At 37.3% G+C, this 16,338-nt stretch carries 12 protein-coding genes; 1 reads left to right on the top strand and 11 read right to left on the bottom strand.

What is annotated here, in order from left to right; all coding sequences use genetic code 11:
• Positions 1-257: 257 nt before the first annotated feature.
• Entirely contained in the window at positions 258-971 is a 714-nt protein-coding gene (locus NDN11_RS10660; RefSeq protein WP_251109600.1) for a hypothetical protein, read from the bottom strand.
• Positions 964-2,523 (bottom strand): toxin-antitoxin system YwqK family antitoxin, encoded by a 1,560-nt coding sequence (locus NDN11_RS10655; protein ID WP_251109599.1) that lies wholly within the window; start codon positions 2,521-2,523, stop codon positions 964-966. Before NDN11_RS10655 ends, NDN11_RS10660 begins: the two co-directional genes overlap by 8 nt.
• 524 nt (positions 2,524-3,047) lie before the next feature.
• Here NDN11_RS10655 and NDN11_RS10650 point away from each other — a divergent pair.
• The gene (locus tag NDN11_RS10650; RefSeq protein ID WP_251111533.1) at positions 3,048-3,446 is read left to right on the top strand and encodes a hypothetical protein; all 399 of its coding nucleotides are present in this window, start codon (positions 3,048-3,050) and stop codon (positions 3,444-3,446) included.
• A gap of 26 nt (positions 3,447-3,472) precedes the next feature.
• Here the strand turns inward: NDN11_RS10650 and NDN11_RS10645 are convergent, their stop codons facing one another.
• The 9 genes from NDN11_RS10645 to NDN11_RS10605 all read right to left on the bottom strand — a co-directional run bounded on the left by NDN11_RS10645 (position 3,473) and on the right by NDN11_RS10605 (position 15,948).
• Positions 3,473-4,624 carry a catalase family protein gene (locus NDN11_RS10645; RefSeq protein ID WP_251109598.1) on the bottom strand — a complete coding sequence of 384 codons (1,152 nt, stop codon included), beginning with the start codon at positions 4,622-4,624 and terminating at the stop codon, positions 3,473-3,475.
• Between the two features lie 100 nt (positions 4,625-4,724).
• A complete protein-coding gene (locus NDN11_RS10640) occupies positions 4,725-5,849 on the bottom strand; it encodes an FAD-dependent monooxygenase (RefSeq protein ID WP_251109597.1) in 1,125 nt (374 codons plus the stop codon).
• Positions 5,850-8,876 (bottom strand): LodA/GoxA family CTQ-dependent oxidase, encoded by a 3,027-nt coding sequence (locus NDN11_RS10635; protein ID WP_251109596.1) that lies wholly within the window; start codon positions 8,874-8,876, stop codon positions 5,850-5,852.
• Between the two features lie 292 nt (positions 8,877-9,168).
• Complete coding sequence (locus NDN11_RS10630) at positions 9,169-9,462, bottom strand: type 1 fimbrial protein (RefSeq protein ID WP_167247662.1); 294 nt, start codon at positions 9,460-9,462, stop codon at positions 9,169-9,171.
• A gap of 358 nt (positions 9,463-9,820) precedes the next feature.
• Positions 9,821-10,801: a DUF4882 family protein gene (locus NDN11_RS10625; RefSeq protein ID WP_251109595.1), complete on the bottom strand. Its 981-nt coding sequence runs from the start codon at positions 10,799-10,801 to the stop codon at positions 9,821-9,823.
• Between the two features lie 136 nt (positions 10,802-10,937).
• Entirely contained in the window at positions 10,938-11,966 is a 1,029-nt protein-coding gene (locus tag NDN11_RS10620; protein ID WP_251109594.1) for a fimbrial protein, read from the bottom strand.
• Positions 11,963-14,536: a fimbria/pilus outer membrane usher protein gene (locus NDN11_RS10615; protein ID WP_502801319.1), complete on the bottom strand. Its 2,574-nt coding sequence runs from the start codon at positions 14,534-14,536 to the stop codon at positions 11,963-11,965. The genes NDN11_RS10620 and NDN11_RS10615 overlap by 4 nt, the downstream gene beginning before the upstream one ends.
• A 66-nt stretch (positions 14,537-14,602) precedes the next feature.
• Positions 14,603-15,334, bottom strand: coding sequence for a fimbrial biogenesis chaperone (locus NDN11_RS10610; RefSeq protein WP_167247656.1), 732 nt, complete (start codon positions 15,332-15,334; stop codon positions 14,603-14,605).
• Between the two features lie 80 nt (positions 15,335-15,414).
• On the bottom strand, positions 15,415-15,948 hold the full coding sequence (locus tag NDN11_RS10605) for a fimbrial protein (RefSeq protein WP_251109593.1): 534 nt from the start codon (positions 15,946-15,948) through the stop codon (positions 15,415-15,417).
• Positions 15,949-16,338: the final 390 nt, after the last annotated feature.

Here is a 16,338-nt window from a genome sequence, read left to right as displayed (position 1 = left end):
TATATCAAACCCTCTAAACCATGAGTTTAGAGGGTTTTTCAATGGGAAAAATAAGAAAAACAGTTTAGACCAACGGTCTATTTTAAGGTCCATCAGTTCAAAAATCCGATGGACCTATTTCAAGCTATTCATATTTTACGCTTTCAATCACTTATGTCTTCAACTCGATATATGATGAAAATGGATTTTCAATAATATAGGCGTAAAATAGAAGATAACATGTTGAAGGCTAGATTGTACTTCATAAAATACTCGTATTAGAAATCCCAAGTATGATTCTTGTCAGCCAATGCTGCTTGCGTAGCTTCTACACTAGTCAGATCTTTAAAAGGTGAGGATGTAGCAAGTTGGTTTATACTATTTAAACCTAATGCCAATTCTTCCATATTATTTTTAGCAATTGCTTCATCTACAATACAAAATAATTTTTCAAAGTTTTTCTTTCTTTCGTCAAAAGACTTCTCAAGATAATGCAAAATAATATCTTTTTGATCCTGAATTTTTTTTACAGCAATGTCTCTTTCAGCTTCGATTTGTTTCCTTGCTGTTTTTTGTACTTCAGTAAATTTAGCAACTTCACCAGCTATAGAAACAAAATTATTCACTGCTTCTAAGGCTTCTTTAGGATTTGCAGTTGCTAAACCTTGTGCAACTCCGAGTAATCCCTTATGCAGATTTTTTTCAAATTTTTCACCATTATCTTTCAAACTTTGTGGACTTATGGCTTTCATCTCTTCCAAAGCTAGGTTGTTTTCCTTTTCTGAATTATCTTTGCGTACAAAATTATTTGCTACATCGCTAAGTTTTTCGCTTGCGACATCTTTAAATTTTTTTGTGCTCTCTTCAACTAAATTATTTGTGGTTGTTTTTACGGTATCTTTACTTTGTTCTAAAAGTTCATTCAAAGTTTCTTTGGACTTTTGCTTGAAGTTAGATATAAGTTCATCTAAAAAATCTTTTGTTTTAGCCATTATTAGTTAACTCCTTATTTAGTATTCTATATGTATTAGCTATTATTTTAGCGCTCTCGCTTGAAGCACAGCCATCTTCATCAAGTAGAGGTGTATTTGCAAGCTCACTCATTGACTTAATTAATAAACCCGACTCTTGAAAAATACTATTATAATACCTATCAGAAATATCATAGTTAATAGTTAATGGTTCCATAAAGTCTAACTGATAAAGTATTACTTCCTCTAGCTTAGAGGTAACAAAGTTAAGCTCAGTTGTTCTCTTATTAATACCTTCGAGTAACACCCATAACTTTTCTATATTAGCAATCTCTGCTTCTATAGAAGCTTGATATTCCTTTGCTTCAGTGAGCTTTCGTGAGTAATGGGTAGAAGCTAAAAGACCAGCAGCTAATAATCCAACACCAGCCGTCGCGCCAGCCGTTATACTCGTTAACACGGTAGCTCCTGCTGCCATACCACCACCACCTGCAGCTATTGAACCTCCTCCTAACCAAGCTAATGTTGCATTCGTTGCTGCTACTCCACTCAAAGAACTAATTGCTGTTCCAGTCGAGGCTGTGGCAAAAGCAGTTACTGCACTTGTTACTAATGCTGGCGTTCCCATTGCTGCTGCAGTACCTAAAGCTCCTACAGTTGCAGTGCTTTTAAGTGCTTTTGATGCAGCCATATCAATTTTTTCCATTTTTTCTATGGATTGAGCATCTAATCCAATTTCGCCTAAAACTTCATATTCTTTTATTTTATTTTCTTGTTGCATATCCTTAAGTAACCCTAAAAATCTGCCAATCGTTTTATGTAAAGTTACAACGCGATTTTCCCCAAACGCCTCAATATTCAAATTGAGTTTTTTTCTTTTATTTTCAGTGACTTCTCGTGCTGATTCATAATACAGTTCACAGCATTCTTTAATATTCTTTGTGCTTTCTCTATCTTGATACCCCTGAATACCTGTTGCAACTTTACTTACTTTCTTTAATCCCGATAAAAAACCTGCTTCATTTTTATCATTATCTTTAGTTTCTTCTAACGTCTTTATAGATTCATAATGAGATTTTGCTTGCTTAAATATTTCATTAATATCATTGGCTTCTAAAGATGATTCTTCAATTGGAGATAATTTAGATTTTGGCTCTAATTTTCTTGAGTTGTTTACCTCTGATATTTTTACGCCATTTTTGTATAGGTATTCTCTAAGTATCTGCCCATTCTTATAGAAAACCGTATATTTTCCTTCAAGTTTACCATCCTTATAATTGGTTTTTATATATTTTTCTCCTGTACTATAAAAAACAAGTGTAAGGCCATTTAGTTCATTTTTCTTCCATTGACTTTTTTTGTTTATTTTACCATTACGATAGAAGAATATTTCTTTTCCATATTTTCCTATTTCATTTCTGAAAAAATATTTATGCTTTATAGCTCCATTCTCCCAAAGTTCTTCTCTAAGCTTTTCTTTTTGTTTTGAATTGTAATAGAACCAAATTACCAAAATAACTATAGTAATTATCAATAGAAATCCAGCCAACAATGATATTTGATTGATATTCATAAGCCCTCCGTAAGCTTTTTGATTAAGTATTAAAGAAAAATTTATGACGTTTTTTTAATTTGATAAAGGATAGCACAAATTTTACATCTACTTAGTGATTTTAAAGAAATTGACTTATAAAAAATATAAGAAAAGACGTTTATTTTGGAATTTATTCTTTATTTAATAATTTTTATAAGCTAACTATTTTATTAGAATTTTCAATATAATTTATTTAAGGTTTATGCTGAAATTAGAGAGAAATACTATTTTGACCTTTAAGTTGCTTTTATGTATGTTCATATTTTAAATTGAAGTGAATTAATTTAAATTTTTATAATTTAACTATAGATTTATTAAAATACTTTTTTAATTTTTATTGTGTTAATTTAAGGTGGGAAATAAGGTTTGTTATACTTTTGTTTGGTCTATAAATATGAAAAGTACGATAGATTAATTTTTTGTCATATTTCATTATTTTTGCTATATTATACTTTTTGATTTTATAGATTATTAAAGTGAAAAATATCTTAGCTTTCATCATCATGTTTAGTTTATTAGGATGTGAAAGTTTTGAAGACTATAAGAGTAAAGACTCTAATATTGTTACAGAATTTGATTCTTATATGATTGAGAATGATAATCGAAAAAATATAAGAGATTTGAGTAAAAGCTCTGCTTATATCCGAAAGTCTGAAATGAACTTAAATAAGGAAGAAATGATTGAAAAGTGCAAAAAACTTGTGCTTTCTAATGTAACAAAGAAAAAGACGGTCAGTTTTAATGATAATTTACGCGGTAATTACTACATAAACCAAAAAAGTGGAGATGTGTATATTTACTTAGAGTTCTGCGCCGAAAATGAATTGGGGAATGCACAAGAATTCAAAGGTAAATGTATATTCTCAATAGATGGGCAGACGCAAGTAAATATTTTTGAGTAGGTGAAACCGTATCTGAATAGAATAGTTCATTGAGGTTCTTGTTTTGGTACAGCGTTCATTTCATGCCGGATTGTACTAATATTCTCGTAAATAACTTTACGTAATCTATTGATAGCGCCTAAGGGTCTATGCTCAGGCAGTGAATGCCATGGGGTAAACGAAAGATTTTCGCAAAACCTATTTTGCTCGGGTGTATCAAAAATCTGTTGTGGTATATGAATCGTTGCAACTGGATAAAATGGGGCTTGAGCTTCTTTCCATTCTGTCATTGAATCTTCTACCAGCATTTTATTTGATGTTCTCGGTTGGACCAGAAACTCCATACATGCATCACCTTGTTGTAAGCTATTTCGAAGTGCTTCTCTTAAGAAGTCATGACTTGGCTGGTCTGGTATTACCGTTAAGTTTTGGGAACATAGTCTTGCTGAATATTTCACAACTTGACGGTCAGCGCCTAATCCCAATTGATAGGGCACCATTGACCAGTATCTGGTTTGAATTGGATTGGAAATATTTGAATTACTCGCTTTAATAGCATTCATCGTTCCCTGAAAACCGAGCACAAAAGGGATCCGCAATTTTTTGATCGTACTTCCGCTATTTATATTTTGTATAAAGGATAAATAGCGATCAGGTTTATCTACAAAAAACACAGGATGGTTAATCATAATAAAATCTTGAGTCATTGCTTGATCATCACTTTCCATGATCTTTTTCCCAGTAACACCTAGGATTTTAATTGCCATTCCGCGAGCATCTTTTTTATTGTCAGCTTGGGTGGCATCCCCTGAAGCATTAGAGAACCGAATCCAGGCTGAATATGTTTTATCAGGAATAAAAATTCCCTTCGCTAAGTTTGATGGTAATGATTTTGAGACATGGAATTCTGCTCGAACACAACCATGAGCTTTAGGGTGTGCGTCTCGTAGCACATGACCTGCAGTGTATTGTTTACGGATACTTTGTCCAATTTGCTCAGATATTTGTTCAGCCAAAATGCTTTCATTTGGCTGTAACTTTTCACCTAATGCTGTATCAATGCTTGGAGAAGGGATCCTATGTGTATTCCCTAGAGTGTTTGTTTTTTGGGGATGAGAAGAGCATCCACTAATACTGATCAGTATAGGGCTGATTGCGAAAAATAAACCAAAACGGACTACAGGCATCAGACCTAACATATATTTGCTCCTTAACATCAATCAGTTTAGCAACATTGCTATGAATTAGAAGATCTTGAGTAGGATAAATATGTGGATCTCATCAGTTTTTATGCGTATGTTAATTGTTTGGTCTATTTGGGTCAGTGTTCATCTGATGCGCTTTCCAGAAAGGGCTATTTAGCCATCTTTGTTCTTGTTTATATAATGAATATCTCCGATTTTCATAGATTTTAATAATTTGATGAGTTTCAGTTAAATAGTGTTGATGGACATCCTTATTTTGATCATATTGCACAATCGTTTCTGCGGCTTTTATTGCTGTATAAATCGCATTAAACAAACCTTGCCCCGCAATAGGATCAAATGCCAATAATGCATCACCGCAAGCAATCCAGCCATCCCCCAAACTCTGTTTTAACCAAATACTTCGAACATCATGACAAAAGACATTTTTTTCAAACTCTAATTCTCCAAAAAGCGTTGGTATTACTGTATTGGTTTTAATGATTTCGTTCCAGTGAATAGGGCTGTTGTGAAGTACTGCTGCGGTTTTAGGAATCGTGTGATAACCAAGAACCCATTTATGTTCTGAAATTTTCCCTGCATATAACCATCCATTTTTATGTGATGAAATGATGGTTTTACTGAGAGAAATACTTTTCGCAGGTTTAAATGTTCGATATAGCGCAACTAATGGTACACCACGATGGCGCTGTATGCCGAGTAGACGTATGATTTTGGCGCTGCGGCCTGTTGCATCAACAATCCATTTAGCAGCAATGGATTTGCCACATTCCAACTGGATGTTCCATATATTACGATCTTTTTTTAAATCCAAAATATTTGTACTGAATTGTACTGTTCCTTCAACATGAGCATATTGTGCTAAAAGCATATCGAATCTTTGCCGATCAATACGAAGCCCAAAACCATAGGGATCATGTAGAGCATCAGAAATTATGGGGGACTCGCTGCCCCAAAAAGACATGTTTCCACCGACACGAGGTGAATAGTTGCCATAAGTATCTTGTTCTGTTTGTAAGCGCTCAATGATTGATTGAAGACCGAGTTTGGTTAATAAACGAATTGCTGATCCAGGCAGTGTTTCACCAAATTTATGTATTTTATGGTTTGGGCTATCAATGATGATCACAGATAACCCAGCAAGAGCAAGTTGTCTTGCAGCTATGATGCCAGCAGGTCCACGACCTGCTATACATACATCTACAGTTAAGTTGTCCATTTAGCGTTTTTGTACACGAACAGAGCGGAACGCTAATAACTGCTCATGGCTTGCCCAACCTGCTTTTTCTAAGTCAGTTAGTGGCTCAACTTTACTATCTAACAGAGTAGTTGCATGTTCGGCAGCCGTTTTTAATTGACCCGCAATCAGTGTTTCAACATAAATATATTCAGGAATATCAGGATCATCTTTTACCCCTGCACGAACTTCAATAATGCCAAGCTCATTGAATTGGGCAATCATTCGCTTCATCACTTCGGCAGTATCAGCATTTTGGATAGCACGTAGCCAACTTCGACGTTGATTGAAGGCGGCAATACGTTCTTCTCTAGACAGATCAGGATCTATAACTTTTTGATAGTCTTGCTCTGTGAGAACGTGGTTTGGAACACGGGCTGCCCAAAATGTTGGTAAATATGGGTCGAAATCTGGATCGTATCCAGAGCGACAAAATGCGGTATCGCCTTGCCATGGAACTGCCATCCAACGGGTAATGCTGCCTGCGACTTGGGCATATAAGGGCCCATCAACTTGCTGAACTTTAATCGGTGTCATTGTTGAGCCATAATCTGGTTCAGGATTTGTGCTTGAACGTAGTCGGATTCTAAATGGCGAACTATACATGCTGGCATGACGCATCGGCCATGTCATTTCACAACCAGGGTGGAAGGTATCTGCCAGACAATAATGCAAGGCCGCCTGATCTAATGTATGAGGTTGATCTTGTAATGGAACTTGATCGAGAGATGAAGGAAGTTTAATTTCTTCATTCGTCCAATCATCGATAAAATTTCCATCTACCCAGTTTCGGAGTAAACCTTCTTGTAAACCCGTCATAGTCAGCATATTGCCGGGTCCATTTTCTGAAAAGCTTCCGAATGCATCGCCATAAATCCAAGGCCAGACGTGCGGCCATTGTACTGGTTCAGCTACACTGGGTTTGGAAGGTCTGAAATTATGGAATATGGCACGGCGTAATTCACTATATGGATCAGGTAAATTTGTATTTTTGGATTGGAATGAAAGTTTAGCCAGCAGTGCAGGGTTATTAAAATCCATTGGGCAGCCTTTGCCAAAGTAGGCTGCGAAACCTTTATTTACCCATTGTAAACCGCCTAGACGTTTCAGGAGTGGCCAAATGTCCTTAGTAAAGGATGGCTTTTCAGGCATCACCATCCAACCTGCATTGACGTAGACATCGCACATAAGGTCATACATGGTCCGCCAGCTCACAACATCTGGTGCGTAGTTGGGGGGAGCAACAACAACCCACGCAGATTCAACGGGTATCTCTATTCCATTTATGGATACTGTTGCAGTCACTGGACCATCGGATGTGTCATCATACCAATCATCAGCATTATTAAAGCTTGGTGGATTCTCTGGATCATAAACAGGTGCATGGGTTGGAGATGCTGATTTACCATGCCCACCTAAAAATAATAAATGCCCATTTTCATCTGTTTGAATTTCACCTAAAGGCACCGTCACAGCTTGATCTGCTGCTGCTTGGAATGTTCCAGTATCAAAACGATGCTCAGCACCACCCGAAACATTACGACCAAAAATACTGCGTGGACCTGGATCAATGGCTAATTTATGTCGATTGGCTGGTTTGACTTTGGGATTGCGTAGTGTGAACGCATTGTCAGGAGCATTGACAGCTTCTGGAATATCCAAAGCATATTGGAACTGAAACCATTCGGCTTTACGGTTGGCAACATGAACGGTCCAGACAATATCTGCATTGTCAGGATTCAGCTCACGAACTACGTCACCAGCAGCATTGTAACCATAGAGACGGAACCGCGCTGCTTGCCTCTTGATTGCACCAGTCTTGTCACGATAACTATTAGGTTGCTGGGTGAGATCAGCAGGGGCATCGACAAGCTCTGGTCCAATAAAAAACTCATTTTCACTATCACCTACACGAGCGACCCCAATTGCTGGATGGATTGCTGCACGGACAATTCGGGTATCAATACATGCTGCAGGTGAAATAACAGGGCGAGGCGTGTCAGGTTCACCTAGAGGCACACCATTTACATTACGGCGTAACTCTGCTGAAGCCGCGTAAACAACACGTCTAGCATCTGCGATAGAACCGACCGGTGCGTGTTCAGCGGTGACGCGCCAAATATTCATTGCTAAGTTTTCACCGTATTCGGCTTGTCCTCGAGCAGTAATATCTTGAATCGGTATTACAATGTCTGCGACATGAATTGGAGGGCTTAAATCTTCTGGCCAGACGACAGTTGCTGCATCTAGCGGCATACGCTCAGGATCTGTTCTGAGTTGGATCATGAAACGAAAACGTGCTTCTGAGCTTTTTAATCTTGAGATTAAGTCATTTGCCAGATAAGAGGGGTCATTAGGTGATTGAGTCGGTGGGTCAAGATAAAAAGCGGGTTCTAATTTATATTTTACATATTCATTCTGACCAAATTGAAAGGGTAAGCCACTCCAGTATGCAGAAGCTAAAACACTGGCAACGGGTTTTGCCATTGCATCCAGCAATTCTGAGGTTTTCGGATGAGCTTTTAGATAAGGATCATAATTGCCATCGACTACACCAGCTTTGGTAAATTCACACATATCTTGTGCGGTATCGACAAAAAATGCATCAAAATTTTGCATCAGAAAATCAAAGGTATTCGCATCAGGATTGCCGAGTATTTTTGCCCCCTCAACATCAAATAGCTTGATTCCGATACCAAGGGTAGATTTGAAGTCTGTATTTGTTGGTGTGGTGTCGGATGAAAAGCGAACCCAAGTTGGGTAACTTTTACCTAAATTTGAAAACAAGCCGACACGGAGCTTTTCTGGTAAATCATCACGGATAATGAATTCAGCTGCTGCTATTCCGTGTGGTTTAAGAAATACGGGGCGCATGGCAGGGCATTGACCTATGCGAATTCTTCCAGCTTGTACCATGTCCACAAACATAGCTTTAAGAGATTCAATAGGGTCTTTTGTACAATCAACACATGGCGTATTGTTTGGTGAGTCGGATTTTAAATGATCCATTTTTTGTCCTTATTATTTTAAAGTGTTTTTATTTTCATCGATTATGAAATTATAGAAAATATCGAGGGTGGTCAATATGTGTGCAAAGTAATAAATAAAATAATTTCATTATCTATTTTTAATTAAGTTCTTCTTATAAAAATATATTATAAAAACTAAATGGCAGGGGTAAAGAATTTTTTTAATAAAAACTAAACAAAATTGAGGATTTATTAGGTGTTTTTATAATTGGAACAATGTGAACCAATAAATAAATGCTAATTAGTTCACATATTAATGTGTAATTTATTAACTAGTAGTAACTTGCAATAATGACGGCATTCTTTTTATCTGGTAGTTGTTCGAAGCTAATGTCAGCGGTTGTATTCTTTTGTGTATGAGGGCTTAAGTCACTGAAAGAAATTGATTGAGAATCAATCTTATCTCTGATTTGATTCAATTGCTGACAGTCACTATTGTTATGCTGCTGTGAGCAAGTATCCTCTACAATACTTCCATTCAATTGGATTGTGCTTGCAGCATAACTGACCGAAGCAAACGCCATTAATGATAAAAGTAGGGCAGATTTATAGATATTTTTATACATGTTTATTGCCTTTTATATGATGTATTAAGTATTAATTAACATAAATATTATTATTAAGGCAATATTAAAATTAAAGATTGATTAAATACTTATTCAAAGTGTGATGTATTTAAAATTTTGATTTTAAATTGATAATTAATGTGTTTATTTGAATTTGTTAATTGTGTCACATATTTTTATTTTAATGCGAATTTAAAAAAACTAACCTGTCTGGTATACATTATGTGATCACTGCAGCATATTTCAAAATTCAAATATGGAACTTAGATCTAGTGCCACTGTGGGAAAATTATGTTATTGCTAATTTTGTCAAACAAAAAGCCTAATCGACGATTAGGCTTTTTGGGTTTTGAATGGACTAAATGGCATTACCACAGATGTCTGTTGTACCTTGTGGATAGTTGAACTGTAGAGAGTTTCGGTCAGTGATCAGTTCTGAAGAGAATTCTAGTCCTTCGAGTTTGTCTGAGAAAGTACCATCTTGATCTGAACCAACCCAACTGCGTATATCAAAACCTATATTTTTTAATGGGGCAGGTAGCGTTCCTTGATATCCCTGATCAACCCCATTGACAATAAAACCGACCTGTTTGGTATTTTGATTGATATAAATACCTAATCGATGATATTTGCTTTGATACTCTGTCAATTTATTGTAGTAATAAGCTGCTGAACTATACTCTGTATAGTCGCTTTTTTGGTAACTGAGGTTAAATAATACAAATGGAGGATTTTCACCAAAATCTGGATCAGCACTACCTGCTGCAAAAGAATAGAGAGATTTTACGATATAGCCATTTTCTGTTATTCCATTAAAATTAATATCTGAGATATAAGATGAACCAGGTTCTCCATAATAGCCGCCGTTAAGTGGAGCAGCAGGAATATCGAGCTGCATTTCCAGTGCAAGAATTCCTGTTTTTGGTAAGTTAAAATCTCCTAAACCATCTTGCAAGTGTGGAAAATATGGAGAATCTTTTGCTGAATATAGTTTTGCTTTACTGGTAGCTAAATACTGTAAGTAATTAAAAGTACCGTATTCAGGATCGCTATTTGAAGAATATGGAGGGGCAACAGTTAAGCTAAACTTTTGTCCATTGATTGTAGGAAATAAATTGACGAGATAGTCTGAATTTTGATTGTTCCATAAAGCATCATAATCTTGCTGTGTTGCATCGAAGTTATATTGGCACGTTTGTGGTTGGCTAAAACTACGTAAGCTAAAGCTGGTGGCCGCTGCTGCTGAGGGTTGAGTACTGGTATTGTTTTGTGGATTATCCTGATTTTCACCACAGCCGAGCAAGGCTAGGCTAAGTGCAAATATGCTAAGTTTTTGCATTAATTGTTCCTCTGGTTTATTGTTCACGGTTTCTTGTTGAAAATAAAAAATTTTAAAAATCAATATCTTGTAATTATTCTGTTTTGCGTTATATAAAAAAAAGACCTCTCGTTTGGGAAGAGGCCCTATAAAAAGTTTAATCGTATTGGATTGTTACGGTTGCCATTGCACGAACAGTACCCGCAGTGACATTGGTCGCTGTTTGATAATAACGAGCAGACAACGGAATATTATATTGTACTGTTTGATTTGAGCTAACTGAACCAACATTCAACTTGTCGCCTTTACGGATCACCTGATTTTTATTTTGATATTTCCAAAGCAGTTGTACACCAACACCATTGGCTTTGGTTGAGTTTGGTGCTGTATTGGACATTACTTGGTTGTTGGTACCATCTTGCGGAAAATCAAAATCTAAACTGACTTGGTTCTTTTCCTCATATCCCGTTGGGTTTTTACCACCATTGCATAAGATATTTAAGTCGAAAGCCTGTTCCCCTTGTGTTGAACCAACACCACTAAAGCCTGATTTCATCACAGTAGGAAGTTGAACAACTTTATTAATATTACCTTGTAATTCACAAGAAGAAGAAGCAATAGTAATTGCATTACCATACACGGTACTAGTTAGCCAAGGAATAACTCCATAACCGCTAGCATGATAGGCACTATACCGACCAGGTACTAGAGCACCAGATCCAGTTTGGTTTGCAGTTTTAACAATTTCAACGACAAAGTAACCATTTGCTAGAGTATAACTTGTACTTCTTTGTGTGGCCGCTCGGTATGGATAGTAGCCAGAGAAATTTGTTGCATTTTCAGCTTCACGGTACAGACGAATCCCAATGCCTTCAATATTAGTTGAATAGATATTATTCCTCAAAGGGCTCAGAGCATAACTTTGAGAAAGATTTGCTTCTAAAGTTCCTCCATTTCTATCACACCAATAAGTTGAACGATTAGGTGTAATAGGGAATGTTGCTTTACGCAAAATTTTACCTACCTCATCGCTTGGTCTCACAACAACACGACCTACAGCCATTGAGATATCGACTGTTTTAAATTCTTTACCATTACTTGTGTCTGGGGTACAAGCTGCATTGGCTTCACTATAAACACCGAGACCTGCGGTAAGCAAAACACTGTTTAAGAGTAATTTTTTCATTTGCATACTGCCTCAGACATGATCATGCTTTGCTGGTCGTTAGAAATTTGTGCTGTAACATCATAACTGAAGTGGCACTGTTCATTGGCTTCATCTCCCCATTTTACATACAAATCACCTTTTGGCTCTTGAGTACGTAAATACACCATGCTGCCTTGCGCCACGATACCAACAGATTCATCCTTAGTATTAAAGACTTGTGCAGCAAATGGTAAGCTTTCACCTGTTGCTGTTTTGGTGTTGATGTAGATGGCATAACCTTTCTTGGTCGAGAAATCAACTTTTGCAATCGCACCAGCAAAAGGCGCAATACGTTGGCTGGTTTCTTCCAATTCAACATTGGTCGACATTTCTTGCGGGTCAAGTGTGATGTCATTTAAACGGTATGGTGTTACATAAGGAATCACAGCATAACCAGACTTATTCACACTGAGGCCAACGGTGTTGTTGACTTTGGCACCTGCCGCATCTGGTGCATACACCAGTACCATAGTTTGCCCTTGTTCTGGGCCAAACAAAATGCCTTCTGAATGAGCAACAACGCTACCGCTGACACTAAGCATCGCTTGTTGATAGGAATCAGCGATACTATAAGAACCACCAACTGTGGCAAAGTTTGTACGATAACGGCTGTTAACGTTAAAGCTTGGGTTCTGTCTATCTTGATGAGATACCGAAGCACCGTAGTTGAAACGATCACCTACCATACCACTCATACCAACGGTGCGACTGTTTTCAGAAGCGGTAGCATTAACATTGACAGAGCTCTTTCTGAAATTCATTGGGAAAGAAAGTGTCATCAAATATTCAGTATCGCGTGTCTGGTTGCTTGAACCGTATTCGATCTGACGATTGGTTGCAGAAAGACCATAGGTTAAGCCATGATAGTTATTGCTATAACCCACTTGGTATTGACGACTGGTCTCATTACGATTCCAGTAATCGTTCCAAGAACCCACCATATAAATATTACCCCAACCTTCAGGTAAACCTTGGTTCAAGGTAATTTGGAATTCACTACGTTGCTTGCCTACAGCAAAGGTATTTACACCTTTATCTTCAAGATCACGAATGAGCAGGGCATCACGTAATCTATAATAATTTTCAGTCGAATAACGGTATGCTGCTAAAGTTAAGTTGGTATTAGTCGGTGAAATCAGTTTGCTATAACTTAGACGGAAACTTTGTCCAGACTGTGAACCTTGCTTATCAAAGTCAGTATTTGATTGGGTAATATCGAATGATACGGCACCAATAGGTGTTGCAACAGCAGCACCTAGTAACAAGGCACTGTAGTCTTCAGCCAATTGAAAACCTGTATAACCCGTCAAATAGTTATTCAGACCGCGTTGGTATTTACCTTGCGTTACCCAAGGTGTTAAATCAATATCACGGTCGCGAAATTCACCAGCTGTGACTGAGTAACGGCTGAGTCCAGGACGTAGCATTTGCACAACAGATGCATAAGGAACAGCAAGCTTCTGAATTTCACCATTTGATTCAATAATCGAAACTTCAAGCTCTCCACCAAAACCTGTAGGGTAGAGATCATTAATTTCAAAGCTACCTGGTGCAACTGTAGTTTGATAAATCAACTGACCTTGTTGACGAACTTCTACTTTAGCATTGGTTTTTGCATTACCGCGAATACGTGGTGCATAGCCGAGCATACTATTTGGTAGCATGCGGTCATCGCTAGAAAAATCTAAACCACGGTAACCGAATGAGTCAAATAACTCACCGTTGGTAAAGCTATCACCTAAGGTCAAAACTCCGCGATACTGAGGAAAAGCACGCTGTAAGTAAGTACTTGTAGACTCGTAGCTCGATTTCTTTTTGTTATTCGGGTTTAGCTCGCTTTGAACACCATCTTGCCATTGCCACTGACCGTTGTGACGCAGTTGCCAGCCTGCAATGTTTGCACCAGCAGTAATTGCCATAAAGGCATTGGTAGTTTCTTTATTGTCATTTAAGCTGTTAAAGGTTTTATAGGCACTACCGCTATATGATAAAAATCCAGCATTGACACCACGATCCCAAATACTTGGATCAACATAGCCTTGGGCATTTTTTTGTAATGCAATTTGTGGAATCGAAATATCGACACGCAGGCGTGAGGTATCGAAATCATAAAATGCATTTTCGATCCATTCTTCGATTTTGTAACAACTATTCGGTGCAGCAGATTCTGTGCGATTAATTAGAACTTCTTGTTTTACGCCATATTCAAGTAATGAGCTTGAGGTGAAACAGGTAAAGGCATTTTGGTTTTGTTCTGCTGAACGAAACATCATTCTCCTTTTGCCAAACCAGTTGCCATTGATATAAACGTCAACGTTATATTCCCCAGGCAAAACGGGGTTCCCATATTTAAAACGAGAGATATCTACTTTTTGTGCGTCACCGATTAAAAAAACAGAGTCGAATTCTGCTTCCATAGGTGCAGCTTTTTCTGCTGTCTGTTCTACTGCGTAAACAGCCATAGGCATCGTGATTGTTACTACCCCAGATGTAAGGTAATAACAGATACGACGCTTCAAGAATTTAGCTGTTGCATTTTTCTTTGACATAATCGGTTCGCCTATTCAATGATAGGTACAAAATCATTTATTGATTGGAAATAAATTTGTTTGTTATTAAAGCTTGATCTGATGTTCGATACGACCACCGTAATCGTTTATGCTCACATAGCTAAGCTTTTCAGTACCCCCAGTTTTCAATTGGATTTTGTCCTCTGAAAAAGGTGAGAGCATTAGACCTTTCGATAGAAGGTCAACTGGCTTTCCTGCATTTTGTTGGTACACCGCAGTCATAGTGACGTAAAATGGCGTAGGGTTTTTTACAATTAGAGTTTGTCCGCTTTTTGCCCATTGTAATTTTTCACCAGCGAGATTCGCATCAGCTTTAATGCTGGCTGGACGATAGAAAAACTTAATACGTGAACGGATTGCAAGTTGTAAAAAATTATCAGGAATAGCATCTTTACTGTTTGCAGTTGGTCTTGGCGGAATATCCAAAACATTCAACCAAAAAACAGTTTCTTGTTTTTGATTTAATTGAGCTGCATTGGGTAATGCAGTAATACGGAGAGATTGGCTCTTCGTTGGGTCAACACGCGAAATAGGTGGCGTAATCATAAATGGAACTTTAGACTGGTCGGGTGTACTTTTAGCATCACCTTCATCAATCCACGCTTGAACAAGCGAAGGCTTAGAACCATTGTTACTGACTTGCAAAGTCACTTCACGAGCATCAGATGGATAAATAACGCGAGTACCATGCAAAATAATTTCCGCATGAGTATGACTTGCGATTAAAGCCGACGACATCGTTAAACCTAGCAAAAAATTGTAACCGTTCAGTGCCATTTAAATTTTCTCTATGATTGCGTGAAGTGTACAACTGCGAATTTCTAGAAGCCTAGAAATTCGCATAGTTTATCAATGGATTATTGATAAATAATAGTGTACTGAATAGAAGTGTTTACTTCACCAGCAGTAGATGCGCCAGTTGCGTAGTATTCAGCATAGTAGTTAAGGTCAGCAGTACCGCCATCTACAACGTCTACCCATTGAGAGTTAGATTGAGCACCGTTGCTACCTGCTGAACGTACTGGAATAAATTGGTTGTTGCTACCTAACAATTGAACATCAACGTTTTTAGCACCACCAGCGTTTTGATTAAGTAAACGGCCAGTATTGAAATCAACAGTAGCACCTGGTTCGAAGTAAGTTGCAACTTTACCTTCTGAACAGTTTGCTAGTTTGATTTGGAATGGAGTACGACCAGCAACATCACCTGCGTTAGCAAGAGTTTGTTTAGAAACAGTTGGAAGTGTTACTGTAAAGTCTTTACCAGCTGGAGTCACGATGTCACAAGTTTTGTCTGTTACTAGACCATTAATTGTAATCGTTCCGTCAGCAGCTTGAGCATTAGCAATACCTACAACTGAAAGAGCAGCGATCAAAGCAAGTTTTTTCATAATAATTTCTCGAACACATCGGCTAAAAGTTTGAATTAAAATTACTTCTCAGTTGGATTTTTGCGCTGAACAAGTAATGTGCGAAATATATATCACTAGGTTTTTGAAATGCAAACTGCATCACATTTTTATGGTGTGCTATGATCTAAAATTCCGATCATAAATAAGTTGTTGATATAAGGTATTTTTATTTTTAGTAAAAACAGCTTTTTTAGCTTGTTTGTTTAATATTGCTTAAGACTGATTGTTTTTTCCTTTCATAAAAAAGGTCTATTTGGTCATTTTTTGATCAAAAAATGAAGGAATCTAGATTTTTTTGTGATCTGTATTGCAAAAATAAAAAAATAATTTAGATGAATAATCAAGTTTTTAGAGTGATTATTAAGTTTA

The sequence above is a fragment of the Acinetobacter sp. C26M genome (genome assembly GCF_023702675.1).
In the GTDB taxonomy this organism is placed as follows: Bacteria; Pseudomonadota; Gammaproteobacteria; order Pseudomonadales; family Moraxellaceae; genus Acinetobacter.
This window is presented reverse-complemented; position numbering and strand designations above follow the sequence as displayed.